The organism is Streptomyces sp. NPDC001851, assembly GCF_040297165.1.
Taxonomy (GTDB): domain Bacteria; phylum Actinomycetota; class Actinomycetes; order Streptomycetales; family Streptomycetaceae; genus Streptomyces.
Genome location: NZ_JBEOYR010000007.1, coordinates 296161 through 318600, shown reverse-complemented (window position 1 = coordinate 318600; position 22440 = coordinate 296161). Strand labels below are relative to the sequence as shown.

The 22440-nt window shown below is 71.1% G+C and carries 21 protein-coding genes and 1 tRNA gene; 3 read left to right on the top strand and 19 right to left on the bottom strand.

Annotated elements, in window-relative coordinates; translation table 11 throughout:
* Nucleotides 1–14: 14 nt before the first annotated feature.
* The 14 genes from ABT171_RS13125 to pgsA form a co-directional block, all read right to left on the bottom strand.
* Entirely contained in the window at nucleotides 15–554 is a 540-nt protein-coding gene (locus tag ABT171_RS13125; RefSeq protein ID WP_351242902.1) for an adenine phosphoribosyltransferase, read from the bottom strand.
* Complete coding sequence (gene secF, locus ABT171_RS13120; RefSeq protein WP_351242900.1) at nucleotides 551–1654, bottom strand: protein translocase subunit SecF; 1104 nt, start codon at nucleotides 1652–1654, stop codon at nucleotides 551–553. The genes ABT171_RS13125 and secF overlap by 4 nt, the downstream gene beginning before the upstream one ends.
* Nucleotides 1655–1657: 3 nt before the next feature.
* Nucleotides 1658–3466, bottom strand: coding sequence for a protein translocase subunit SecD (gene secD, locus ABT171_RS13115; protein WP_351242898.1), 1809 nt, complete (start codon nucleotides 3464–3466; stop codon nucleotides 1658–1660).
* Nucleotides 3467–3609: 143 nt separating this feature from the next.
* Nucleotides 3610–4125 (bottom strand): preprotein translocase subunit YajC, encoded by a 516-nt coding sequence (gene yajC / locus ABT171_RS13110; protein WP_351242896.1) that lies wholly within the window; start codon nucleotides 4123–4125, stop codon nucleotides 3610–3612.
* 189 nt (nucleotides 4126–4314) lie between these two features.
* Nucleotides 4315–5385: a Holliday junction branch migration DNA helicase RuvB gene (gene ruvB / locus ABT171_RS13105; protein WP_351242894.1), complete on the bottom strand. Its 1071-nt coding sequence runs from the start codon at nucleotides 5383–5385 to the stop codon at nucleotides 4315–4317.
* A gap of 26 nt (nucleotides 5386–5411) precedes the next feature.
* Nucleotides 5412–6017: a Holliday junction branch migration protein RuvA gene (gene ruvA / locus ABT171_RS13100; RefSeq protein WP_351242892.1), complete on the bottom strand. Its 606-nt coding sequence runs from the start codon at nucleotides 6015–6017 to the stop codon at nucleotides 5412–5414.
* A complete protein-coding gene (gene ruvC / locus ABT171_RS13095) occupies nucleotides 6014–6553 on the bottom strand; it encodes a crossover junction endodeoxyribonuclease RuvC (RefSeq protein ID WP_351242890.1) in 540 nt (179 codons plus the stop codon). Before ruvC ends, ruvA begins: the two co-directional genes overlap by 4 nt.
* 126 nt (nucleotides 6554–6679) lie before the next feature.
* On the bottom strand, nucleotides 6680–7432 hold the full coding sequence (locus ABT171_RS13090) for a YebC/PmpR family DNA-binding transcriptional regulator (RefSeq protein WP_351242888.1): 753 nt from the start codon (nucleotides 7430–7432) through the stop codon (nucleotides 6680–6682).
* A 60-nt stretch (nucleotides 7433–7492) separates the two neighbouring features.
* Entirely contained in the window at nucleotides 7493–8089 is a 597-nt protein-coding gene (gene pdxT, locus ABT171_RS13085) for a pyridoxal 5'-phosphate synthase glutaminase subunit PdxT (RefSeq protein ID WP_351242886.1), read from the bottom strand.
* Nucleotides 8090–8118: 29 nt separating this feature from the next.
* The gene (pdxS, locus tag ABT171_RS13080; protein ID WP_014671557.1) at nucleotides 8119–9024 is read right to left on the bottom strand and encodes a pyridoxal 5'-phosphate synthase lyase subunit PdxS; all 906 of its coding nucleotides are present in this window, start codon (nucleotides 9022–9024) and stop codon (nucleotides 8119–8121) included.
* Between the two features lie 113 nt (nucleotides 9025–9137).
* Nucleotides 9138–9680, bottom strand: coding sequence for a LemA family protein (locus tag ABT171_RS13075; RefSeq protein ID WP_351242884.1), 543 nt, complete (start codon nucleotides 9678–9680; stop codon nucleotides 9138–9140).
* A 116-nt stretch (nucleotides 9681–9796) separates the two neighbouring features.
* Nucleotides 9797–10960 (bottom strand): glycosyltransferase family 4 protein, encoded by a 1164-nt coding sequence (locus ABT171_RS13070; RefSeq protein WP_351242882.1) that lies wholly within the window; start codon nucleotides 10958–10960, stop codon nucleotides 9797–9799.
* The gene (locus tag ABT171_RS13065) at nucleotides 10957–11865 is read right to left on the bottom strand and encodes a phosphatidylinositol mannoside acyltransferase (protein WP_351242880.1); all 909 of its coding nucleotides are present in this window, start codon (nucleotides 11863–11865) and stop codon (nucleotides 10957–10959) included. Before ABT171_RS13065 ends, ABT171_RS13070 begins: the two co-directional genes overlap by 4 nt.
* A complete protein-coding gene (pgsA, locus tag ABT171_RS13060) occupies nucleotides 11862–12578 on the bottom strand; it encodes a phosphatidylinositol phosphate synthase (RefSeq protein WP_351242964.1) in 717 nt (238 codons plus the stop codon). The genes ABT171_RS13065 and pgsA overlap by 4 nt, the downstream gene beginning before the upstream one ends.
* A gap of 240 nt (nucleotides 12579–12818) precedes the next feature.
* On the opposite strand from pgsA, the gene ABT171_RS13055 reads away from it, so the two are divergent.
* Together ABT171_RS13055 and ABT171_RS13050 are read left to right on the top strand one after the other, a co-directional pair.
* Complete coding sequence (locus ABT171_RS13055; RefSeq protein ID WP_351242878.1) at nucleotides 12819–15020, top strand: elongation factor G-like protein EF-G2; 2202 nt, start codon at nucleotides 12819–12821, stop codon at nucleotides 15018–15020.
* A gap of 178 nt (nucleotides 15021–15198) precedes the next feature.
* Complete coding sequence (locus tag ABT171_RS13050) at nucleotides 15199–16845, top strand: AbeC-like domain-containing protein (protein WP_351242876.1); 1647 nt, start codon at nucleotides 15199–15201, stop codon at nucleotides 16843–16845.
* 30 nt (nucleotides 16846–16875) lie between these two features.
* On the opposite strand, the gene ABT171_RS13045 is transcribed toward ABT171_RS13050, so the two are convergent.
* The 4 genes from ABT171_RS13045 to ABT171_RS13030 all read right to left on the bottom strand — a co-directional run bounded on the left by ABT171_RS13045 (nucleotide 16876) and on the right by ABT171_RS13030 (nucleotide 21388).
* Nucleotides 16876–17433, bottom strand: a complete 558-nt coding sequence (locus ABT171_RS13045) for an HIT family protein (protein WP_351242874.1) — start codon at nucleotides 17431–17433, stop codon at nucleotides 16876–16878.
* Between the two features lie 72 nt (nucleotides 17434–17505).
* A complete protein-coding gene (gene thrS, locus ABT171_RS13040) occupies nucleotides 17506–19482 on the bottom strand; it encodes a threonine--tRNA ligase (RefSeq protein ID WP_351242872.1) in 1977 nt (658 codons plus the stop codon).
* A 98-nt stretch (nucleotides 19483–19580) separates the two neighbouring features.
* Nucleotides 19581–20825, bottom strand: a complete 1245-nt coding sequence (locus tag ABT171_RS13035; protein WP_351242870.1) for a hypothetical protein — start codon at nucleotides 20823–20825, stop codon at nucleotides 19581–19583.
* Nucleotides 20822–21388 (bottom strand): DUF4365 domain-containing protein, encoded by a 567-nt coding sequence (locus ABT171_RS13030; RefSeq protein ID WP_351242868.1) that lies wholly within the window; start codon nucleotides 21386–21388, stop codon nucleotides 20822–20824. Before ABT171_RS13030 ends, ABT171_RS13035 begins: the two co-directional genes overlap by 4 nt.
* Before the next feature lie 168 nt (nucleotides 21389–21556).
* Between ABT171_RS13030 and ABT171_RS13025 the strand changes: the two genes are divergently transcribed.
* The gene (locus tag ABT171_RS13025; RefSeq protein ID WP_351242866.1) at nucleotides 21557–22282 is read left to right on the top strand and encodes a 3'-5' exonuclease; all 726 of its coding nucleotides are present in this window, start codon (nucleotides 21557–21559) and stop codon (nucleotides 22280–22282) included.
* Nucleotides 22283–22335: 53 nt separating this feature from the next.
* Here the strand turns inward: ABT171_RS13025 and ABT171_RS13020 are convergent.
* Nucleotides 22336–22407, bottom strand: a tRNA-Val gene (locus ABT171_RS13020).
* Nucleotides 22408–22440 lie beyond the last annotated feature (33 nt).

Genomic DNA, 22440 nt, shown 5'->3' with positions numbered 1-22440 from the left:
GTGTGGCGAGCGGGTCAGACCTGGAGCAGTGCCTCCAGCGGCGCCGAGCCGAGCGCCGGCTCCAGGCGGGCCCGGCCGCCCAGGAAGCCCAGCTCCATCAGCACCGCCAGGCCCGAGACCTCGGCGCCGGCGCGCTGGATGAGGTGGATGGCCGCCTCGGCCGTACCGCCGGTGGCCAGGACGTCGTCCACGATCAGCACCCGGTCACCGGAGGCCAGGTCCTCCGCGTGGACCTCGATCTCGGCGGAGCCGTACTCCAGGTCGTAGGCCTGGCGCAGCGTGGCTCCGGGCAGCTTGCCCGCCTTGCGGACCGGGATGAAGCCGAGGCCCGCGCGGACGGCGACCGGGGCGCCGAGGATGAAGCCCCGGGCCTCCAGTCCGACGATCTTGGTCGCGCCGGTGTTCGTCGCGATCTCGGCCAGCGCGTCGGTGAGCGCCGTGAACGCGGCCGGGTCCGCGAGCAGCGGGGTGATGTCCTTGAACATCACGCCCGGCTCGGGATAGTCGGCGACGTCACGGATGCGGCTGAGCAGCAGCTCCTGGATGTCGGTCATCGGCGCTTCCCGGAGGTGCGGCCGCGGCCCCGGTTGCGGGACGCGGGCTGGTTGCGGGGGCCCACGACGGCGGGGGCGGTGTCGTCGGAGTCGTCGTCGGTACCGTCGGCCACGAGGTTCTCCTCGGCGGCGGCCTGGGCACGCTTGGCCAGAACCCGCTTGGTGAGGGCCTTCATCGCCGGCTCCCGTTCCTTGAGGTCGGCGACGAGCGGCGTGGCGATGAAGATCGACGAGTAGGCACCGGCCGCGAGGCCGACGAACAGCGACAGCGAGATGTCGTTCAGCGTGCCGGCGCCGAGGAAGCCACCGCCGATGAACAGCAGGCCGGCGACCGGCAGCAGGGCGACGACCGTGGTGTTGATCGAGCGGACCAGCGTGCCGTTGATCGAACGGTTCGCGATGTCGCTGTAGGTCCAGCGGGTCTGCTTGGTGATGTCCTTCGTCTGCTCCTTGAGGCTGTCGAAGACGACGACCGTGTCGTAGAGCGAGTAACCGAGGATCGTCAGCAGACCGATGACCGTACCGGGCGTGACCTCGAAGCCGACCAGGGCGTAGATGCCGGTCGTGATGGTGATGTCGTGGATCAGCGCGACCAGGGCCGCGACGGCCATGCGCCACTCGAAGGCGATGGCCAGGTAGATCACCACGAGCACCATGAAGATGCCGAGGCCCTCCCAGGCCTTGTTGGCGATCTGCTCGCCCCAGCTCGGGCCGACCAGGTCGGCGGCGAGCTTCTCGGGATTGAGGTTGAGGTCCTTGGCCAGCTCCTGCTTGATCTTGTCGGACTGGCCGGTGTCGATGCCGGCGATCTGGATGCGCAGGCTGCCGTTGCCGAGCTTCTGGACGATCGCCTCATGACCGGAGGCGTCCTTGGCGTACGTCTCCGCCTGGGCCACCGAGGTGCTCATCTTGGTCGGCGTGGTGAAGACCGCGCCGCCCTGGAACTCGATGCCCATGTTCAGCCCGCGCACCGCCAGGCCGACGATGGCCGTGATGGTGATCAGGATGGAGATGCCGTACCAGATCTTGCGCTTGCCGACGAAGTCGTACGAGATCTCGCCGCGGTGCAGTCGAGCGCCGAGGTTGCCGAGTTTCGACATCGCTCACCCCTCCTTCGGGTCGACAGAGCCGGCGGCAGGACCGGCGGGACGGCGGGTGCGGCGCAGCGGCGGCTTGGCACCCAGGCTCTTCGGGTCGAGGCCGGACCACTTGTGACCGTTCGCGAAGAACGCGCGGCGGGCGAGCAGCGTCATCAGCGGCTTGGTGAAGAAGAAGACGACGACGACGTCGAGCAGGGTGGTCAGGCCGAGCGTGAACGCGAAGCCCTGGACCTTGCCGACGGTCACGATGAACAGGACGGCGGCGGCGAGGAACGACACGAAGTCGGAGACCAGGATGGTGCGCCGGGCGCGCGGCCAGGCCCGCTCGACGGCGGGGCGCAGCGAGCGGCCCTCGCGGATCTCGTCCCGGATGCGTTCGAAGTACACGATGAACGAGTCCGCGGTGATACCGATGGCCACGATGGCACCGCAGACGGCCGGCAGGTTCAGCGCGAAGTGGATGGCCGGGCCGAGCAGCGACATGATCACGTAGGTGAGCATCGCGGAGACCAGCAGCGAGGCCATCGCGACGATCGACAGGCCCCGGTAGTAGACGACCAGGTAGATCACGACCAGGGCGAGGCCGATCGCGCCCGCGAGCAGACCGGCGTGCAGCTGCTCACCGCCGAGCGCGGCGGTGACGGTGGTGACGGACTGCTCCTGGAAGGAGAGCGGCAGGGCGCCGTACGACAGCATGTTGGCGAGGCTCTGGGCCTCCTGCTGGGTGAAGCTGCCGGAGATCTCCGCCTGGCCGCCGGTGATCGCGCTCTGCACGAACGGGCTGGAGACGACCTCGCCGTCGAGGACGATGCCGAACTCGTTCTGCGGGGACTGGTTCTTCGCCAGCTGGCCGGTGATGTCCGCGAACTTCTTGGAACCGCTGGAGGTGAAGGTCATCTGGACCTGCCAGCCGGCGGCGCCCTGGGTGTCGAAGATGGCCTGCGCCTTCTTCACCTCGGTGCCGTCGACGGCGGCCGGGCCGAGCACGTACTTGTACCAGGCGTCCTTGACCTGGCCGCAGGCGACGGTGGGCTCGCCGGGCTTGGAGGCGCCTCCGACCTTGGCCCGCTCGGCGGGCTTGGTGCAGTCCAGGGTGGCGTACTGGGCCTGGAGCTTGGCGGCGGCCGCGTTGCCGGAGGCGGAACCGGACGGCTTGGCGGACGGCGTGGCCGACGGCTTGGAGCTGCCGCTGGAGGTCGCGCTCGGCGAGGGAGTGGAGCCGGCCTTCAGCGCGTCGGTGACGGCGCGGCCCTGGGAGGTCGCCGACCCCGTCGGGGACGGGGACCCCGAGGAAGAAGAGGACGCCTTCTCCTTGGCGGAGGAAGAGGCGGAGGGGCTCGTGCCCGGCTTCGGCGAGGAGCCGCTGCCGGAGGAGGCGCTCGGCGACGGGCTCTTCGCGGCGGCGGGGACGCTGGGCTCGCTGGCCAGGACCGGGCGGAAGTACAGCTTGGCGGTGGTGCCGACCTGCTGCTGGGCTTCCTTGGAGTTGGTGCCCTTGGGGATGTTGACGATGATGTTGTCGGTCCCCTGGGTCTGCACCTCCGCCTCGGAGACGCCGAGGCCGTTGACACGGCGGTTCATGATGTCGACCGCGGTGTCCATGTTGGCCTTGTTGATCGCGGACCCCTGGTCGGCCTTCGCCTTGAGCGTGATGCTCGTACCACCGGCGAGGTCGATGCCGAGACGCGGAGTCGTGTTCTTGGAAAGGAACATGCCTCCGGTGAGCGCCACGATGGCGATCAGGATGAGGGCCAGCGAGCGCCCCGGCTTGCTCTGGGCACTCGCGCTCCGGCCCCTCTTAGGTGCTGCCACCTTCTCGTACTCCCTCTCGGGCCGCCCCGCGCCCGGTCGGCGCGGTCGGCCATGACATGGTGTCGGGCTGTTCCGTGCGGGAAACAGACGCCCGGTGGTGCGCGGGGCGTGATTATGCCGCGTAGCGCACCACCGGGGCGTGACTACTTCGCGTCGGAGTCGCCGTCGGTCTTCTTCGGCTCGTCCTTCGCCTCGTCCGTCACCTTGGCCTCGGCGGCCTCGGCCGCGTCGGCGCCGTCCTCGTCAGCGTCCTTCTTACCGAGGTCGACGGCCTTGTCGTCGGAGGCGGCGGCAGCGGGCGAGTCGGACTCGTCGGTCTCGGTGAGGGAGGAGGCGTCGTCCGGGACGATGTCGGCGTCGGACTTCAGGTCGTGCTCGATGCCGTGGACGATGCGGTTGTACTCGTCGTCGGTGAGGACGGCGCCGATCGCGTTCTTGGCGAAGAGGAGCTCGACGCCCGGGCCGGCGTCGAGGAGGACCGTCTCCTCGTGGACCTCCTTGACCGTCGCGTAGACCCCCCCGATCGTGCGGACACCCGAGCCGGGCTGCATCTCGTTCCGCATGTTGGCAGCCTGCTGCTGCTTCTTCTTGGCCGAGCGCGTCATCAGGAACATGGCCGCGATGAGCACGATGAAGGGGAGAAGGGTAAAGGCATTCACGGGACGGGGTTTCCTTCGCGCGACCGCGACGGAGAGCGGCCTGTTTTCGGGGGTGTGGGTCGGCGCCACCCGCAAGGGCGGCATCGGCGGAGTCTAAGCGAGTCCGCGTGCATGGAACAACGCTCAGCATGGCACCTGGGTTCCTGCTGGTGCCAATGCCTTCGCCGTCCCGTATCCATCTTGGCGCCGTCAGGCCCCGAACAGGTCCTGTTGTCCGTTTCCCCCGGTCGCCGAGCGGGGCGGGGTGAGGCCGAGGTGCTCCCAGGCGGCCGGCGTGGCGACCCGGCCGCGGGGGGTGCGGGCGAGCAGTCCCTCGCGGACGAGGAAGGGTTCGGCGACCTCCTCCACGGTCTCCCGCTCCTCGCCCACCGCGACGGCGAGCGTGGACAGGCCGACCGGGCCGCCGCCGAAGAGTTTCAGCAGGGCTTGCAGGACGGCACGGTCGAGGCGGTCCAGACCGCGCTCGTCGACCTCGTAGACGGCGAGGGCGGCCGCGGCGATCTCGCGGGTGATCAGGCCGTCCGCCTTGACCTGGGCGTAGTCGCGGACACGGCGCAGCAGGCGGTTGGCGATACGGGGCGTGCCACGCGAGCGGCCGGCGATCTCGGCGGCGCCGTCCGGTTCGATCTCGACGTCCAGCAGGTTCGCCGAGCGGTGCACGACCCGCTCCAGTTCGTGCGGCTCGTAGAACTCCATGTGCGCGGTGAAGCCGAAGCGGTCGCGCAGCGGAGGCGGCAGCAGGCCCGCGCGGGTGGTCGCGCCGACCAGGGTGAAGGGGGGCAGCTCCAGGGGGATGGCGGTGGCGCCGGGCCCCTTGCCGACGATGACGTCGACGCGGAAGTCCTCCATCGCCATGTACAGCATCTCCTCGGCGGGCCGGGACATGCGGTGGATCTCGTCGAGGAAGAGGACCTCGCCCTCCTGCAGGGAGGAGAGGATCGCGGCGAGGTCGCCGGCGTGCTGGATGGCGGGGCCGGAGGTGATGCGGATGGGCGCGCCCATCTCGGCCGCGATGATCATCGACAGGGTGGTCTTGCCCAGGCCGGGCGCGCCGGACAGGAGCACATGGTCGGCGGTGGCGCCGCGCGCGCGTGCGGCCCGCAGGACGAGGTCGAGCTGTTCGCGGACTTTCTCCTGGCCGATGAACTCGCCGAGGTCCTTGGGGCGCAGGGCGGCCTCGACGGCCTGGTCCTCCCGGTCGGCGGACGCACCGACGAGCCGCTCGGGGGCGGGGGTGTCGGTGGTGTCGTCCCAGTTCATATGCGTGTGCCTCGATCGTGGTGGGGTCAGCGGGCGCGGTTCAGGGTCTGCAGGGCGGTCCTCAGCAGCTGGCCGACCTGCGGGTTGTCGCCTGCTGCCTCGGCCTGCGGGGTCACCGCGGCGACGGCCTCGTCGGCCTCGCGGGTGGCGTAGCCGAGGCCGATGAGGGCGGCGTGCAGCTGGTCGCGCCAGCCCTGGGTGACCGGGGCGCCGACCGCGGGGGCGCCGACGGGTTCGCCGAGCCGGTCCTTCAGCTCCAGGAGCAGTTTCTGCGCACCCTTCTTGCCGATGCCGGGCACGGCGGTGAGGGCCTTCTCGTCGCCGGTGGCGACGGCGCGGCGCAGCGCGTCCGGGGTGTGCACGGCGAGCATCGCCTGGGCCAGGCGCGGCCCGACGCCGCTCGCGGTCTGGAGCAGCTCGAACACCTGGCGCTCGTCGTCGTCGGCGAAGCCGTACAGGGTGAGGGAGTCCTCGCGGACGACCAGGGAGGTGTGCAGCTTGGCGGGCTGGCCCAGGCGGAGCGTGGACAGCGTGTTCGGCGTGCACTGGACGGCCATGCCGACGCCGCCGACCTCGACGACCGCGGCGTCGGGGGCGAGCGCGGCGACTGTGCCGCTGACGAAGGCGATCATGCCGTACGGCCTTTCGTTGTGCTGACGGTGTGGCGGGCGACCGCCTGCTGGAGCCGGTTCTGGGCCGGGGCGCGCCAGATGTGGCAGATGGCGAGCGCGAGCGCGTCGGCGGCGTCGGCCGGTTTCGGCGGTGAGGACAGCCGGAGCAGCCGGGTGACCATGGCGCCGACCTGGGCCTTCTCGGCGCGGCCGGTGCCGGTGACGGCGGCCTTGACCTCGCTCGGGGTGTGCAGGGCGACGGGGATGCCGCGCCGGGCGGCGCACAGCATGGCCACGGCGCTGGCCTGGGCGGTGCCCATCACCGTACGCACGTTGTGCTGGCTGAAGACGCGCTCGACGGCGACGTACTCGGGCCGGTGCTCGTCCAGCCACTGCTCCAGGCCCTGCTCGACGGCGAGGAGGCGGTGGCTGAGATCGGCGTCCACCGGTGTGCGTACGACACCGACGCCGAGCATGGTCAGCGGGCGGCCCGCGACCCCCTCGACGACACCGACACCGCACCGGGTCAGCCCGGGGTCCACCCCCAGTACACGCACGCCGCCCCTCCCTCTTCGCGGTGATCCACGGACGACGCCAGGCTAACGGCTGCCACTGACAACGCCGGCGGGCCGGTGGGACGTGTCCCACCGGCCCGCCGGAAAGCTCGCCGAATCCGTGGAGCGTTACGCGTCGACCTTCTCCATGATCTCGTCGCTCACGTCGAAGTTCGCGAACACGTTCTGCACGTCGTCGCTGTCCTCCAGCGCGTCGATGAGCTTGAAGATCTTCTTGGCGCCCTCCTCGTCCAGTTCGACCTGGACGGACGGCACGAAGCTGGACTCCGCGGAGTCGTAGTCGATGCCGGCTTCCTGGAGGGCGGTGCGGACCGCGACCAGGTCGGTGGCCTCGCTGATGACCTCGAAGGTCTCGCCGAGGTCGTTGACTTCCTCGGCGCCCGCGTCCAGCACGGCACCGAGGACGTCGTCCTCGGACAGCTCGCCCTTGGGGACGATGACGACACCCTTGCGGGAGAACATGTACGACACGGAGCCCGGGTCGGCCATGCTGCCGCCGTTGCGGGTCATGGCGACGCGGACGTCGGAGGCGGCGCGGTTGCGGTTGTCGGTGAGGCACTCGATGAGCACCGCGACACCGTTCGGGCCGTAGCCCTCGTACATGATCGTCTCGTAGTCGGCGCCGCCGGCTTCAAGACCACCGCCGCGCTTGATCGCGGAGTCGATGTTCTTGTTCGGAACCGACTGCTTCTTGGCCTTCTGGACGGCGTCGTAGAGGGTCGGGTTGCCGTCCAGGTCCACGCCGCCCATCCGCGCCGCGACCTCGATGTTCTTGATCAGCTTCGCGAAGAGCTTGCCGCGCTTGGCGTCGATCACGGCTTTCTTGTGCTTCGTCGTGGCCCATTTAGAGTGGCCGGACATCTGCCTGTCTCCTTCGCGTAACCAATCTCTGTCCGAACGTCAGAGATCCTACAAGGACTCTCACGCTCCGTTGGCGCGCACCATGTCGACGAACAGGGAGTGCACGCGGTGGTCGCCGGTCAGTTCCGGGTGGAACGACGTGGCGAGCGCGTTGCCCTGGCGGACGGCGACGATGTGGCCGTCGTGCTCGGCGAGCACCTCGGCCCCGGCGCCCACGGACTCCACCCAGGGAGCGCGGATGAACACGCCCTCTACAGGATCGCCGTCGATGCCCTGGACGTCGACCGCGGCCTCGAAGGACTCGTTCTGGCGGCCGAAGGCGTTGCGGCGCACGATCATGTCGATGCCGCCGATGGTCTCCTGGCCCGAGCGCGGGTCGAGGATCTTGTCGGCCAGCATGATCATGCCGGCGCAGGTGCCGTAGACGGGCATGCCGTCGTACACGCGCGCGCGGAGGGGCTCCATCACACCGAAGAGGATGGCCAGCTTGGAGATGGTGGTGGACTCGCCGCCGGGCAGGACGAGACCGTCGACCTCGGCGAGTTCCTCGGGGCGCCGCACCGGCCTGGCCACGGCGTCGGCCGCGGCCAGGGCGATGAGGTGCTCCCGTACGTCGCCCTGGAGGGCCAGGACGCCTATGACGGGTGCGTCAGTCATCTGTTTCGTGCAGTCCTCTGGAGGTGGGCTTACCAGCCGCGGTTCGCGTAGCGCTCGGTCTCGGGGAGGGTGTCGCAGTTGATGCCGACCATGGCCTCGCCGAGGTTGCGGGACGCGTCCGCGATGATCTTCGGGTCGTCGTAGAAGGTGGTGGCCTTCACGATGGCGGCGGCGCGCTTGGCCGGGTCGCCGGACTTGAAGATGCCGGAGCCGACGAACACGCCCTCGGCGCCGAGCTGGCGCATCAGGGCGGCGTCGGCCGGGGTGGCCACGCCACCGGCGGAGAAGAGGACGACCGGGAGCTTGCCCAGCTCGGCGACCTCCTTGACCAGCTCGTACGGGGCGCGCAGCTCCTTGGCGGCGGCGTACAGCTCGTGGTTGTCGAAGCCGCGCAGCCTGGCGATCTCGTTCTTGATCTGGCGCAGGTGGCGGACGGCCTCGACGACGTTGCCGGTGCCGGCCTCGCCCTTGGAGCGGATCATGGCCGCGCCCTCGGCGATGCGGCGCAGGGCCTCGCCGAGGTTGGTGGCACCGCACACGAACGGGGTGGTGAAGGCCCACTTGTCGGAGTGGTTGACCTCGTCGGCCGGGGTGAGGACCTCGGACTCGTCGATGTAGTCGACGCCGAGGGACTGCAGCACTTGGGCCTCGACGAAGTGGCCGATGCGGGACTTGGCCATGACCGGGATCGAGACGGCGTCGATGATGCCCTCGATCATGTCCGGGTCGGACATACGGGCCACGCCGCCGTCCTTGCGGATGTCGGCCGGGACCCGCTCCAGGGCCATGACGGCGACGGCGCCCGCGTCCTCGGCGATCTTCGCCTGCTCCGGCGTGACGACGTCCATGATCACGCCGCCCTTGAGCTGCTCGGCCATACCGCGCTTCACGCGGGCGGTGCCGGTCTCGGGAGCCTGGTTCTCGATGGTGGACACGGGTGACCTCACTGATGGGAAAGAGGGTTTCTGCACCGATGAGGAAACGCGAGTGGACCAGGCCACAGCAAGGGCCAATGGCAAGCCGGTGGATCCTTTTCGCCGGCCGGCCCTCAGGAGACCCGCTCGACCAGGGCGGTCGGCGGCTCGTCGTCCATCTCGAAGGCCAGCGGGAACGGGGCGTGGCCGGCCAGCCGGAACCAGCGGACCTTGCGGTGCTCGCGGAGTCTGCGGGCGGCGCCTACGGCGTCGTTGTGGAAGCGGCGGGCCATCGGGACCCGGCGGACCGCCTCGGCCAGCTCACGGGCCGCCTCCTCACCGCCCGGGGCCGCGCGTACGGCCTCCACCTGGCCCGGGTCCCCGAAGACCGCGCGCAGCGCCTGGCTCAGCTCGCTCTCGGCGACCTCCCGCTGCTCCTCCTCGGCCTGCCGGGCCGCGTGGGCGGCCTCGTACAGCACGATCGAGGCGGCCGGGTCCAGCACTCCCGAGGTGGCGAGTTCCTGGGCGACGGAGGCCCGGCGCAGCAACTGTGCGTCGAGCGCCGCCCGCGCGGCGTCCATCCGCACGTGCAGCCGGTCCAGCCGCCCGGCCGTCCAGCTCAGGTACACGCCGATCGCGAGGAGCGCGACGACGATCCAGATGAGGGTTGCGGTCACGGCGGAAGGCTATCGGCTGCCGGAACACGCCCCCGGCGTCGGCCACGGGCCGGTCCGGAGACCCGCGGCCTCAGGCCCTGTCGTCCGGATCAGGCCGGCGTCGCGGGGTCTGCGGCCTAGTCCCGTGCCAGACCGAACCGTGCCCGCAGTCCCGCCGTCCGCTCGTCCGCGCCGACCGCCGCCGCGCCGGCCGTGACCGTCTCGTAGACGGACAGGATGTCCGCGCCGACCGTCGACCAGTCGAACCGCCGCACGTGCGTGCTCCCGCGCCGGCACAGCTCCGCCCGGCGCGCCGGGTCCTTCAGCAGGCGTACGGCCGCCCCGGCGAGCGCGTCGGCGTCCTCGTTGGCGAAGACCTCGCCGGCCTTGCCCTGGTCCAGGACCTGGACGAAGGCGTCGAGGTCGGAGGCGAGCACGGGGGCGCCCGCCGACATGGCCTCGACCAGGATGATGCCGAAGCTCTCGCCACCGGTGTTGGGCGCGACGTACAGGTCGACGCTGCGCAGGAGGCGCGCCTTGTCCTCGTCGCTGATCATGCCGAGGAACTCCACGCGCGCGTGGAGCTCCTTCGGCAGGTCCTCCACGGCCGCCTCCTCGTCGCCGCGGCCGGCCACCAGCAGGCGGGTCTGCGGGCGGGCGGCGAGGATCTTCGGCAGGGCCTTCATCAGCACGGGCAGGCCCTTGCGGGGCTCGTCGATACGGCCGATGAAGCCGATCGTGTCCCCCTGCCACTCCGGCTTGGGCTCGGCCTTGGCGAAGAAGTCGACGTCGACGCCGTTGGGGATGACCACCGCGTCCCCGCCGAGGTGCTCGACCAGGGTGCGGCGGGCGTACTCGCTGACCGCGATCCGCGCGCTGATCTTCTCCAGGGCGGCCTGGAGGATGGCGTACGCGGCGATCATCGCCCGGGAGCGCGGGTTGGAGGTGTGGAAGGTGGCCACGATCGGCCCGGAGGCCGCCCAGCAGGTCAGCAGGCCCAGGGAGGGCGAGGTCGGTTCGTGGATGTGGACCACGTCGAAGGCGCCGTCGTGCAGCCAGCGCCGCACCCGCGCGGCCGACAGGAAGCCGAAGTTGAGGCGGGCCACCGAGCCGTTGTACGGCACCGGGACCGCGCGGCCGGCCGAGACGACGTACGGCGGCAGCGGGGTGTCGTCGTCGGCCGGGGCGAGGACGGACACGTCGTGGCCGAGGCGGAGGAAGTACTCGGCGAGGTCGCGGATGTGGAACTGGACGCCCCCCGGCACGTCCCAGGAGTACGGGCAGACGATCCCGATTCTCACGAGGGCCCCTTCGCGGGGTCGAGGTCGGCGAGCCACAGCCGCTGGAGCATGTGCCAGTCCTCCGGGTGGTCGGCGATCCCGCCGGCGAAGGCGTCGGCCAGCGCCTGTGTCATGACTGACGTCTTCTCGGCCCGCGCACCCGACGCGGGTACGTCGATCGGGGGGTGTACGCGGCCCTGCATGACGGGTGAGTCGTCGTACCAGAGGGTGACCGGGAGCAGCAGCGCGCCGGTCTGCTGGGCGAGCAGGGCCGGCCCGGCCGGCATCCGGGTCCGCTCGCCGAAGAAGTCGACCTCGACGCCGGAGGCGGACAGGTCCCGGTCGGCGACCAGGCAGACCAGGCCGCCGTCGCGCAGCCTGCGGGCCAGGGTGCCGAAGGCGGAGCCGCCGCTGTGCGGCAGGACCTCCATGCCGAGACCCTCGCGGTAGGCGACGAAACGGTCGTACAGCGTTTCCGGCTTGAGCCGCTGGGCGACCGTGGTGAAGGGCGTCTCCAGCTTGGTGGTGACCCAGGCGCCGGCCAGGTCGTAGTTGGCCATGTGCGGCAGGGCGAGGATCACGCCTTTGCCGGCGGCCAGCCCGTCGGTCAGGAAATGGAGGTCCTTGGGGTCGAAGCCCGACTTCACGCGCTCACGGCTCCAGGCCGGCAGCCGGAAGCACTCCATCCAGTAGCGCAGGTAGGAGCGCATGCCCGCGCGGGACAGCTCGCGCAACCGCTCGGGGCCGGCGCCGGGCAGCACGCGCGCGTAGTTCGCCTCCAGCCGCTGTACGCCCTTGCCGCGCTGCTTCCACGTGACGTCGGCGATCGTGCGGCCGAGGCGGACCGCGGCCGGTTCCGGGAGCCTTTTGACGGTGCTCCAGCCGGCGCCGTACAGCGCGTCGGCGAACCGGTCGGCGGCGCTCACTGCGCGGCCTCGGCGCTCTGCTGGGCCGCCGCCTCCGCCTCGGCGGACTCGCGGCGGACCGTGACGACCCGCTGGACGAGCGTGACGAGGCTGCCGACGGCGACGATCCACAGCGCGATCGGCAGCAGCCACTGGATGCCCGGTACACCGAACTTGTGCAGGCCCGCGAAACCGGCCGCGACCAGCGAGATCACCAGCCGCTCGGCGCGTTCGACAAGGCCGTTGACCGCGACCGGCAGTCCGATGGACTCGCCGCGCGCCTTGGTGTACGAGACCACCTGGCCGCTGGCCAGGCAGAAGATCGAGACCGCGCACAGGACGTTGTCGTGTCCGTTGCCCGCGTACCAGAGCGCGAAGCCGCCGAAGATGGCGCCGTCGGCGACCCGGTCGAGGGTGGAGTCCAGGAAGGCGCCCCAGCGGCTGGAGCGGCCCAGCTGACGGGCCATGTTGCCGTCGACCAGGTCCGAGAAGACGAACAGGGTGATCACGACCGTGCCCCAGAAGAACTCGCCCCGGGGGTAGAAGACCAGCGCGCCCGCGACCACACCGGCCGTGCCGATGAGCGTGACCGTGTCGGGGCTCACGCCCCGGCGGATGAGAAACGCGGCGAACGGCGTGAGGACACGCGTGAAGAATGCACGCGCGTACTTGTTCAGCATGGCCTTCCCGACGGTCGGTGTCGCCGCGGCCCTGGTGGCCTCCGGCTGGCCCATCGTAGCCACGCGCGCGTGTGTGTGACGGGCGGGCACCCGCGGCCCGTGGAACGAACCGGCGTGCGCCGCCGCGCGCGGGCGCGCGGGACGCGATCGGCGTCCGCGGCTGTCGTTCGTATGGACGCAGCGTGACGGGAGTGGAAAGCTCGAATAACCGCGGGCGTCGCCGGAGCCGCCAGTGCACGCGGGTCCCGCGTGTCCGCGCCCACAGTGACCTCACCGTGCACGGGAGGCAGGATCATGGGCGACAAGACTCAGACACACCACCCCGGGGCCGCCGGCAGGGCTCTGGAGGCCGACCAGCCCGCGTCCGTACGGAACGTGGTGCTGGTCGGCCACTCCGGTTCGGGCAAGACGACTCTGGTGGAGGCCCTCGCGCTGACCGCGGGGGCGGTGAACCGGGCGGGCCGCGTGGAGGACGGCGGCACCGTGTCGGACTACGACGACATCGAGCACCGGCAGCAGCGCTCCGTACAGCTCTCCCTGGTGCCCGTCGAGTGGAACGGCATCAAGATCAACATCCTCGACACCCCCGGATACGCCGACTTCGTCGGGGAGCTCAGGGCCGGTCTGCGCGCCGCGGACGCGGCCCTGTTCGTGGTCTCCGCCTCGGACGGCGTGGACGGCTCCACCCGGATGGTCTGGGAGGAGTGCGCGGCCGTCGGCATGCCCCGCGCCATCGTGATCACGCACCTGGAGGCCGCGCGCGCGGACTTCGAGGAGATGACCCGGATCTGCGCGGAGGCCTTCGGCGGCGACGACCCCGACGCCGTGCTGCCGCTGTACCTGCCGCTGCGCGGCCCCGAGGGCCCCGACGGGCACGCCCCCGTGACCGGGCTGATCGGGCTGCTGTCGCAGAAGCTGTTCGACTACTCGACCGGCGAGCGCAAGGAGTCCGAGCCCGGCGAGGACCAGCTGCCGGACATCGAGGAGGCCCGCAACCGGCTCATCGAGGGGATCATCGCCGAGAGCGAGGACGAGACCCTCATGGACCGCTATCTCGGCGGTGAGCAGGTCGACGTCACGACGCTGGTCCAGGACCTGGAGCGGGCCGTCGCCCGCGGCTCCTTCTTCCCCGTCCTGGCCGCCGCGCCCGCCGCCGAGGGCGCCAAACAGGGCCTCGGCACGGTCGAGCTGCTGGAGCTGGTCACGGGCGGCTTCCCGACCCCGTTCGAGCACCCGCTGCCCGAGGTCACCACCGTCGACGGCAAGCCGCGCGAGCTGAAGCCGTGCGACACCGGCGGTCCGCTGGTCGCCGAGGTCGTCAAGACCTCCTCCGACCCCTATGTCGGCCGGGTCTCCCTGGTCCGCGTGTTCTCCGGCACCCTGCGCCCCGACCAGACGGTGCACGTCTCCGGGCACGGGCTGGCCGACCGCGGCCATGAGGACCACGACGTCGACGAGAAGGTCGGCGCCCTGTCCATGCCGTTCGGCAAGCAGCAGCGCCCGGTGACGCAGGCCGTCGCCGGCGACCTGGTGTGCGTGGCCAAGCTCGGCCGGGCCGAGACCGGGGACACGCTCTCCGCGAAGGACGACCCGCTGCTGATGGAGCCGTGGCGGATGCCCGACCCGCTGCTGCCGCTCGCCATCCAGGCGCACAGCAAGGCCGACGAGGACAAGCTCTCGCAGGGCCTGTCCCGGCTGGTGGCCGAGGACCCGACGATGCGTCTGGAGCAGAACCAGGACACCCACCAGGTGGTCCTGTGGTGCCTGGGCGAGGCGCACGCGGACGTCGCCCTGGAGCGGCTGCGCAACCGGTACGGCGTCCAGGTCGACGTCGTCCCGCACAAGGTCTCCCTGCGGGAGACGTTCGCGAACAGGGCCACCGGACGCGGGCGGCACGTGAAGCAGTCCGGCGGGCACGGGCAGTACGCCATCTGCGAGATCGAGGTGGAGCCGCTGCCCGGCGGCTCGGGCATCGAGTTCGTGGACAAGGTGGTCGGCGGCGCCGTACCGCGGCAGTTCATCCCGTCCGTGGAGAAGGGCGTGCGGGCCCAGGCCGCCAAGGGGGTCGCCGCCGGCTATCCGCTCGTGGACGTACGGGTCACGCTGCTCGACGGCAAGGCGCACTCGGTGGACTCCTCCGACGCCGCGTTCCAGACCGCGGGGGCGCTGGCGCTGCGCGAGGCCGCGGCGGACGCGAGGATCCATCTGCTGGAGCCGGTGGCCGAGGTGTCCGTGCTGGTCGGCGACGACTACGTGGGCGCCGTGATGAGCGACCTGTCCAGCCGGCGCGGCCGGGTGCTCGGCACCGAACAGGTGGGCTCGGGCCGGACGGTGATCCGGGCCGAGGTGCCCGAGTTCGAGATCGGCCGGTACGCCGTCGACCTGCGCTCACTGTCGCACGGCACGGCGCGCTTCGACCGCTCCTACGCCCGGCACGAACCGATGCCGCCGCAGATCGCCGAGCGGATCCGCGAACAGGCGGGCGACAACGGCTAGCTGACGACGCGTCAGGGGGCGCACAACCCGGCGCACGGGCGGGCGGCTTCGGCCGTCCGCCCACGGGCTGTCAGTGGCGGCGGATACGCTGATCGCAACGAGCGCCTGTTCAACAGGTGTGCGGAGCGAGGAAGTCGGGAAGGCCGCAGAAGCGACACCGGCGGCGATGGGGGCGGGAATGTCGTTGGGAACGGAGTGGGACGGGCCCCAGGTGCCCGTGTCGGGCGACGAGGGCCAGGCGGCGACCTCCGCGCTGGCCTCCGCGGCCTACCGGGACAGCCCGATCGAGGAGATCAAGAAGGCCGACAACGAATGGCACCAGTCGACCGTCAAGGCCGGCAAGATCGCACTGCTGAGGCCCAATCTCGGTGAGGCGTTCTCCCGGGCCGTGGTCGCCCGGATGCTCGCTCCCGGCCGCAAGCCGCTCATCCAGTCCTTCGGCACCGAGCCGCAGTTCGTGGTCGAGCACTGCCTCGCGGCCAACAACATCCGCCGGGAGCGGGACAACCGCCTGACCGCCGTGACGGTCCTGTGCGGTGTGCTCTTCCTGCCCGGGCTGATCACCTGGCTGCTCGTCTTCCAGCTGCGCACGTTCGTCGCCAAGCGTGACGACAGGCGGGCCGGGACGCTCGCCACCGTGCTGCTCCTCGGCGTCGGCGTACTCGCCGCGCTGTTCCTGGTCAAGATGCCGTTCAGCGGCTTCTGGGCGTGGTACGCCCGGGCGTGCGTCGTGCTGCCCGTGCTCGGCTGGTTCTGGGCCAAGCAGATCTGCGACCGCACGGCCAGGGACCTGCGGGCCCGCTGGGGGGGCCTGCTCTCGGGCACCAGCGTCGGCGCCAAGGTCCCCGAGGCCGTGCCGCGCGGCCCCAACCAGACGGCGGCCGAGGAACTGCGCCAGTCACTGGCCCGGCTCAGCGCCGAACAGCAGTCGAACTCGGTCTTCTACGCCGGCCCCAAGGGCATACTCGGCATGGGCACCCGCTGGGGCGCCTGGCAGCTCGCCGAGGACCTGGTCCCCGCCGACCCCACCCGGGAGATCCACCCCTTCCGCAGCTGGGACGTCGTACGCGCGATCCATGACCAGCTCGCGCTGCTGGAGCGCGGCCCGCTGAACACCGGCGGCTTCCCGAAGCCGTCGATAAAGCACTGGATCGTCACCCCGATCGGCGAGAAGGCCGGGGAGGTGGCCCGGCCCGAGGGCACCGACGTCGAGGCCTTCCAGGTCAAGCCGCACGCCATACAGGAGATCTGCAACAAGCAGCAGTTCGGCAGCGGCGACCGGCACTATCTGGGCGTGCAGTGGACGCTGTGGGACGGACAGCTGGTCCTCACCATGCTGATCACGGTGACGGTGCTGCACGAGACGCTGCGCATCGAGGTCACCGGGCATGCGCTGGGGCCGGTGAACCCGCTGTTCACCTCCAAGCCGGAGCCGCCGAGCAAGGAGGTCGCCAAGTCCCTCAAGCCCTGGGAGACCCGGAAGGTGATGCTGCCGCTGGTCACCACCGACGAGGTGGTCAGGCTCGCCGCGCGCGCCCCGCTGACCTGGTACCCGCCGCTGCTCAACTGGCTCGGCGGCTCACTGGTCCTGCCGGAGCCGTTCGGTCTGCGGCACGCCTGGGCCGACCAGCCGTGGCGGCACCGCTTCATGGCCGACGACGCACTGCGCGCGGCCACCCCGGTGCTGCGGGTGGTGCACTCGGCGGCGATCCGGGTGCTGCGGGAGAACGGCGTGGACACGGAGAAGTTCGGCACCCGGTCGGGCGTCCTCAGCGGACTGGTCCAGGACCCCACACCGCGGAAGGCGGACCTGTACGACGCGTGAGCGGTGCCCTCCCCAGAGGGCACCTCGGACCTACGCCGGCCACGCCTCCGCCAGCATCTTCCTCGTGTCGGCCAGGAGCTGGGGCAGCACCTTCGTGTGGCCCACGACCGGCATGAAGTTCGTGTCGCCGCCCCAGCGCGGGACGATGTGCTGGTGGAGGTGGGCGGCGATGCCGGCGCCGGCGACCGTGCCCTGGTTCATGCCGATGTTGAAGCCGTGCGCACCGGACGCGGTACGCAGGGCCGTCATCGCCTGCTTGGTCAGCTCGGCCAGCTCGGCGGTCTCCGGCGCGGTCAGCTCGGTGTAGTCGGCGACGTGCCGGTACGGCACGGTCATCAGATGGCCGCCGTTGTACGGGTACAGGTTGAGCACGGCGTACACATGCTCGCCGCGCCGGACGACCAGCCCGTCCTCGTCGGACTTGGCCGGGATCGCGCAGAAGGGGCAGCCGTCGTCGGCCCCCGGGCCGGTCGGCTTGTTCTCGCCCTGGATGTACGCCATCCGGTGGGGCGTCCACAGGCGCTGGAACGCGTCCTGCGTCCCCACTCCGATCTGCTGCTCCGGCTCAGTCGTCATGCTGTGCAGCATATGGCGTCCCGCCTGCCGACAGGGAAGGCCCCCGGGGAGACGATCCCCGGGGGCCCTTCCGAGACGGGTGGGTCAGACCTGGACCCGGTCCTCCACCACCTTCGCGATCTTCGCGATGGCCTCGTCGAACGGGATGCCGTTCTCCTGGGAGCCGTCGCGGTAGCGGAAGGAGACCGAGCCGTTCGACATGTCCTCGTCGCCCGCGATGACCATGAAGGGCACCTTCTGCTTCTGGGCGTTGCGGATCTTCTTCTGCATGCGGTCCGAGGAGGAGTCCACCTCGACGCGCAGGCCCTTCTTCCGGGCCGCCGCCGCGAACTTCTCCAGGTAGTCCACGTGCGCGTCGCCGATCGGGATGCCGAGCGCCTGGACCGGGGCCAGCCATGCCGGGAAGGCGCCCGCGTAGTGCTCCAGGAGCACCGCGAAGAACCGCTCGATGGAGCCGAACAGCGCGCGGTGGATCATGACCGGGCGCTGCTTGGAGCCGTCGGGGCCGGTGTACTCCAGGTTGAACCGCTCGGGCAGGTTGAAGTCGAGCTGGATGGTCGACATCTGCCAGGTCCGGCCGATCGCGTCCTTGGCCTGGACGGAGATCTTCGGGCCGTAGAAGGCGGCGCCGCCCGGGTCCGGCACGAGGGGCAGGCCCTGCTTCTCGGCGACCTGGCGCAGGGTCTCGGTCGCCTCCTCCCAGACCTCGTCGGAGCCGACGAACTTCTCCGGGTCCTTGGTGGAGAGCTCCAGGTAGAAGTCGGTCAGGCCGTAGTCGCGCAGCAGGCCGAGGACGAAGGTGAGCGTCTTGTCCAGTTCCTCGGACATCTGCTCACGGGTGCAGTAGATGTGCGCGTCGTCCTGCGTGAAGCCGCGGGCGCGGGTCAGGCCGTGCACGACGCCGGACTTCTCGTACCGGTACACGGTCCCGAACTCGAAGAGGCGCAGCGGCAGTTCGCGGTAGGAGCGGCCGCGCGCGTCGAAGATCAGGTTGTGCATCGGGCAGTTCATGGGCTTGAGGTAGTAGTCCACCCCCTCGTCGAGCTGCATGGGCGGGTACATGCCCTCGGCGTACCAGTCCAGGTGCCCGGACGTCTCGAAGAGCTTCCCCTTCGTCGCGTGCGGGGTGTAGACGAACTCGTAGCCCTCCTCCTCGTGGCGGCGCCGCGAGTAGTCCTCCATGACCCGGCGGACGATGCCGCCCTTGGGGTGGAAGACGGCGAGGCCGGAGCCGATCTGCTCCGGGATGGAGAACAGGTCCAGCTCGCTGCCGAGCTTGCGGTGGTCGCGCTTCTCCGCCTCGGCGAGGAAGTCGAGGTACGCCTTCAGCTCGTCCTTGGACGGCCAGGCGGTGCCGTAGATGCGCTGGAGCATCGGGTTCTTCTCGCTGCCGCGCCAGTAGGCGGCCGCGTTGCGCATCAGCTTGAACGCCGGGATCAGGCGGGTCGAGGGCAGGTGCGGACCGCGGCAGAGGTCCTTCCAGCACAGCTCGCCGGTCTTGGCGTCCAGGTTGTCGTAGATCGTCAGCTCGCCGGCGCCGACCTCGACGTCCGCGCCGTCGTCGTGCGACGCCGAGCCCTTGAGGCCGATCAGCTCCAGCTTGTACGGCTCCGCGGCCAGCTCCTCGCGAGCCGCCTCGTCGGTGACGACACGGCGGGAGAAGCGCTGCCCGCGCTTCTGGATCTCCTGCATCTTCTTCTCGATGGCCTTGAGATCCTCGGGCGTGAACGGCTTCTCGACGTCGAAGTCGTAGTAGAAGCCGTCCTTGACGGGCGGGCCGATGCCCAGCTTGGCCTCGGGGAACAGCTCCTGCACGGCCTGCGCCATGACGTGCGCGGTGGAGTGGCGCAGGATGTTCAGGCCGTCCTCGGACGAGATCTCGACGCCCTCGACCTCGTCGCCGTCGGACAGCTCGTACGCGAGGTCCTTCAGCTCGCCGGCCACACGCGCGGCGATGATCGAGCGCTCGCCCGCGAAGAGGTCGGCGGCCGTAGTGCCCGTCGTCACCACGCGTTCTTCCCGCTCGGAATCGCGTTGGATGATCACACGGACGTCTGACACCGGTCTCTCCTGACTGAAGGTGGGTGCGGCGCCATACCAGGAACGCGCGCACAGGCGATCGTACCGACCCGACGGCACCGACCGCTAAACGGTCACCCTCAGTCCTCGTCCCCGTACCCTCCCGCCTCCCTGTCGCCGCAGGCCTCCTCGAAGAAGTCGAGGTTCTCCTGCAGGGACTTCATCAGCCGGTCCCGCTCGCCCTGGTCCACCTGCACGGGTACGACCCCGGAGGCACCGGTGAGCCGGCGGAAGCCGCCCCGGCGCTCCAGCCGGCCGTGCACGCGCACCGGGAGTCCGACGAGATGGGCGTGGCCTGCGATGCGGTAGTCCTCCTCGTCCAGCGTGACCCGGATGTGCGGGACGTCGGCACCGGAGAGGACGCGCAGCCGTACCGTGCCCTCCCCGCCGGGTCCGGAGCGGCGCATGCGGACGACGGCGCCGGTGACGCGGACCGGCACGGAGGGTTCCTCGCGCAGATAGCGGGCGGCGGCCTCGCGCAGGGCGGGCAGGTCCCCGGGCGAGAACTCGACGGGTTCGGCGGAGGGGGCGCAGCCCTCGGGGACGCCGGCGCCGGGGGCCCAGGCGACGGCGATCCGGGCGCCCTCGGTGCCCCGCACCAGCGCGGCGAGCGCCTCGGTCAGTTCGCGGCTGACCCCGGCTTCGACCGCGCCGTCGAAGGCGTCCATGCCGCCGGTGGCCCGCTGGTAGTCGATGGCCTCGCGGGCCGCGTACAGGGCCTGGTGGAGGCGGACGGCGAGGGGACGGCCGGTGGGCACGGGCACGAACGCGGTGAGGTGGCGGCCCTCGGTGGCGGGGCCGACGAGGACGTCCTGCAGAAGCACGGCGGCGGAGCGGCGGTGGCGGGCGCCGTAGTAGCCGGCACGCGCGCGTGTGGCGAGCGCGGCGGCGAGCAGCATCTGCCGGGCGCCGCCGCGCAGCTGCTCGTCGGCCGTCCAGGGCGCGGCGCCCACCGGTCCGCCAGGGGTGTCGCGCCACCAGCGGATCTCGTCGCTGGGCACGGCGAGGGCGATGAGCACCTCGCGCGCGGCGGCGGTGTCGCTGCGGGCGAGGGCGTCGAGGGCCTCGCCGAGCAGGTCGTCGCTGTCCGGGAAGGCCCGGCTCTCCGGCACGAGGAGGCTGGTGGCGCCGCCGCCCGGGCCGGGCGGGGTCCAGCGGCCGTACCGGCCCGCCGCTCCCCCGCGCCGCTGCCAGCCGTGCCGGTGCAGCAGGGCGCCGAGCACGGCGGGGTCGACCTGGGCGGCGTCGGGGGGCCGGTGCCAGGCGGGGTCGTCGGGATGCGGCCGGACCTGGCGCGGCAGCTCCTCGTACGGACGACTCCTCATGGCCTGCCTCCCGTCCCGACCCGCGTCATGATCTCGCACAGCGCCCGGTCGTCGAAGATGCGCGTGGTCGGGATCCGCACGGTGGTCCGGTGCCGGCCGGTGACGGGGTGGCCGGCGAGGTTGACCCAGTAGCAGCAGTGCCTGAGGTCGAGCCGGTCGTGGCTGGCGCGCAGCCAGTCGTCCTGGGCGCGCGGGACGAGCATGACGACCAGGATCTTGTGCACCGAGACGGGTGTGCGGGCGAGCTTGCGCAGATGGTCGTTGTCGAGGGTGAAGGAGAAGGAGCGTCCCGGAGGGTTCGGCGCGATCTGGTAGGTGGCCTTGAGCTGCACCTTGATGGTGACCTCGTCGTCGACGGTGTGTCCGGGCGCGCTGTGGCTGACGTGCCAGTCGATGCCGTTGTCCGGGAAGGGCTGGGACAGGGAACAGCCGGCCGCGGCGGCGACCGCGTGCAGATAGCCGACCTGCAGTGTCTCCATGCAGGCGGTGGTGGCGAGCGTGCCGCGGACGGTGCCCGGGCGATCGGGCAGCAGCCCGCCCCGCTCGGGCTGCAGAGTGGCCATGACCAACAGCCTTCCAAGCCAAGAGTTTCCCCGCTGTGGGCCGCTGAACTGCAAAGACCCGTACTCCTGTTGTCTCCTCGCGGCGTACGGCGCAAACGGCCCGGGTATCACCAAACGGGCAGAAGACGGAACGTCACCTGCCCTGGGTGAACGAGGAGTTGGGTTGGGATGACGTACTGGTACGAGGGGCCGCTGGCCGCCTTCGACACGGAGACGACGGGCGTGGACGTCGAGACCGACCGGATCGTGTCGGCCGCCGTCGTCGTCCAGGACGCGCCGGGAACCCGGCCCCGGGTGTCCCGCTGGCTGGTGAATCCGGGGGTGCCGGTGCCCGAGGAGGCGACGGCGGTGCACGGGCTGACGGAGGAGCACCTGCAGCACAACGGCCGCTGGCCGGCGCCGGTGATGTACGAGATAGCCGAGCAGCTGGCGGAGCACGCGGCGATGGGCCGCCCGCTGGTGGTGATGAACGCGCCCTTCGATCTCACGCTGCTGGACCGGGAGTTGCGCCGGCACCGGGCGTCCTCCCTGGACCGCTGGTTCGAGTCGGCGCCGCTCAGGGTGCTGGACCCGAGGGTGCTGGACAAGCACCTGGACCGCTACCGCAAGGGCCGCCGCACGCTGACGGACCTGTGCGAGCACTACGGCGTGACGCTGCAGGGCGCGCACGACGCGGGGGCGGACGCGCTGGCCGCCCTGGAGGTCGTACGGGCCCTGGGCCGCCGTTTCGCGACCCGTCTCGAACGCCTCTCCCCCGCCGAGCTGCACACGCTCCAGGCCAACTGGCACGCGGCCCAGGCACGCGGTCTGCAGGCGTGGTTCGCGCGCAGCGGGTCGGAGGAGATCGTCCCCACGGACTGGCCGCTGCGGCCGGAGCTGCCGGCGGCGGCATGAGACCGCCGAGCACGCAGAAGGCCGGTCCGCTGCTGCGGACCGGCCTTTCCCGGTGGGCGATACTGGGTTCGAACCAGTGACCTCTTCGGTGTGAACGAAGCGCTCTCCCACTGAGCTAATCGCCCGGGAACGCACTGAACAATACAGGTCCCGGCGCG

Excerpts from the sequence above, each read along its gene's own strand:
- ABT171_RS13125 (WP_351242902.1), bottom strand. The coding sequence starts at position 554 with ATGACCGACATCCAGGAGCTGCTGCTCAGCCGCATCCGTGACGTCGCC.
- secF (WP_351242900.1), bottom strand. The coding sequence starts at position 1,654 with ATGTCGAAACTCGGCAACCTCGGCGCTCGACTGCACCGCGGCGAGATC.
- ruvB (WP_351242894.1), bottom strand. The coding sequence starts at position 5,385 with ATGAACTGGGACGACACCACCGACACCCCCGCCCCCGAGCGGCTCGTC.
- ruvA (WP_351242892.1), bottom strand. The coding sequence starts at position 6,017 with ATGATCGCCTTCGTCAGCGGCACAGTCGCCGCGCTCGCCCCCGACGCC.
- ABT171_RS13090 (WP_351242888.1), bottom strand. The coding sequence starts at position 7,432 with ATGTCCGGCCACTCTAAATGGGCCACGACGAAGCACAAGAAAGCCGTG.
- pdxT (WP_351242886.1), bottom strand. The coding sequence starts at position 8,089 with ATGACTGACGCACCCGTCATAGGCGTCCTGGCCCTCCAGGGCGACGTA.
- pgsA (WP_351242964.1), bottom strand. The coding sequence starts at position 12,578 with ATGGGCCAGCCGGAGGCCACCAGGGCCGCGGCGACACCGACCGTCGGG.
- ABT171_RS13055 (WP_351242878.1), top strand. The coding sequence starts at position 12,819 with ATGGGCGACAAGACTCAGACACACCACCCCGGGGCCGCCGGCAGGGCT.
- ABT171_RS13050 (WP_351242876.1), top strand. The coding sequence starts at position 15,199 with ATGTCGTTGGGAACGGAGTGGGACGGGCCCCAGGTGCCCGTGTCGGGC.
- ABT171_RS13045 (WP_351242874.1), bottom strand. The coding sequence starts at position 17,433 with ATGCTGCACAGCATGACGACTGAGCCGGAGCAGCAGATCGGAGTGGGG.
- ABT171_RS13035 (WP_351242870.1), bottom strand. The coding sequence starts at position 20,825 with ATGAGGAGTCGTCCGTACGAGGAGCTGCCGCGCCAGGTCCGGCCGCAT.
- ABT171_RS13030 (WP_351242868.1), bottom strand. The coding sequence starts at position 21,388 with ATGGCCACTCTGCAGCCCGAGCGGGGCGGGCTGCTGCCCGATCGCCCG.
- ABT171_RS13025 (WP_351242866.1), top strand. The coding sequence starts at position 21,557 with ATGACGTACTGGTACGAGGGGCCGCTGGCCGCCTTCGACACGGAGACG.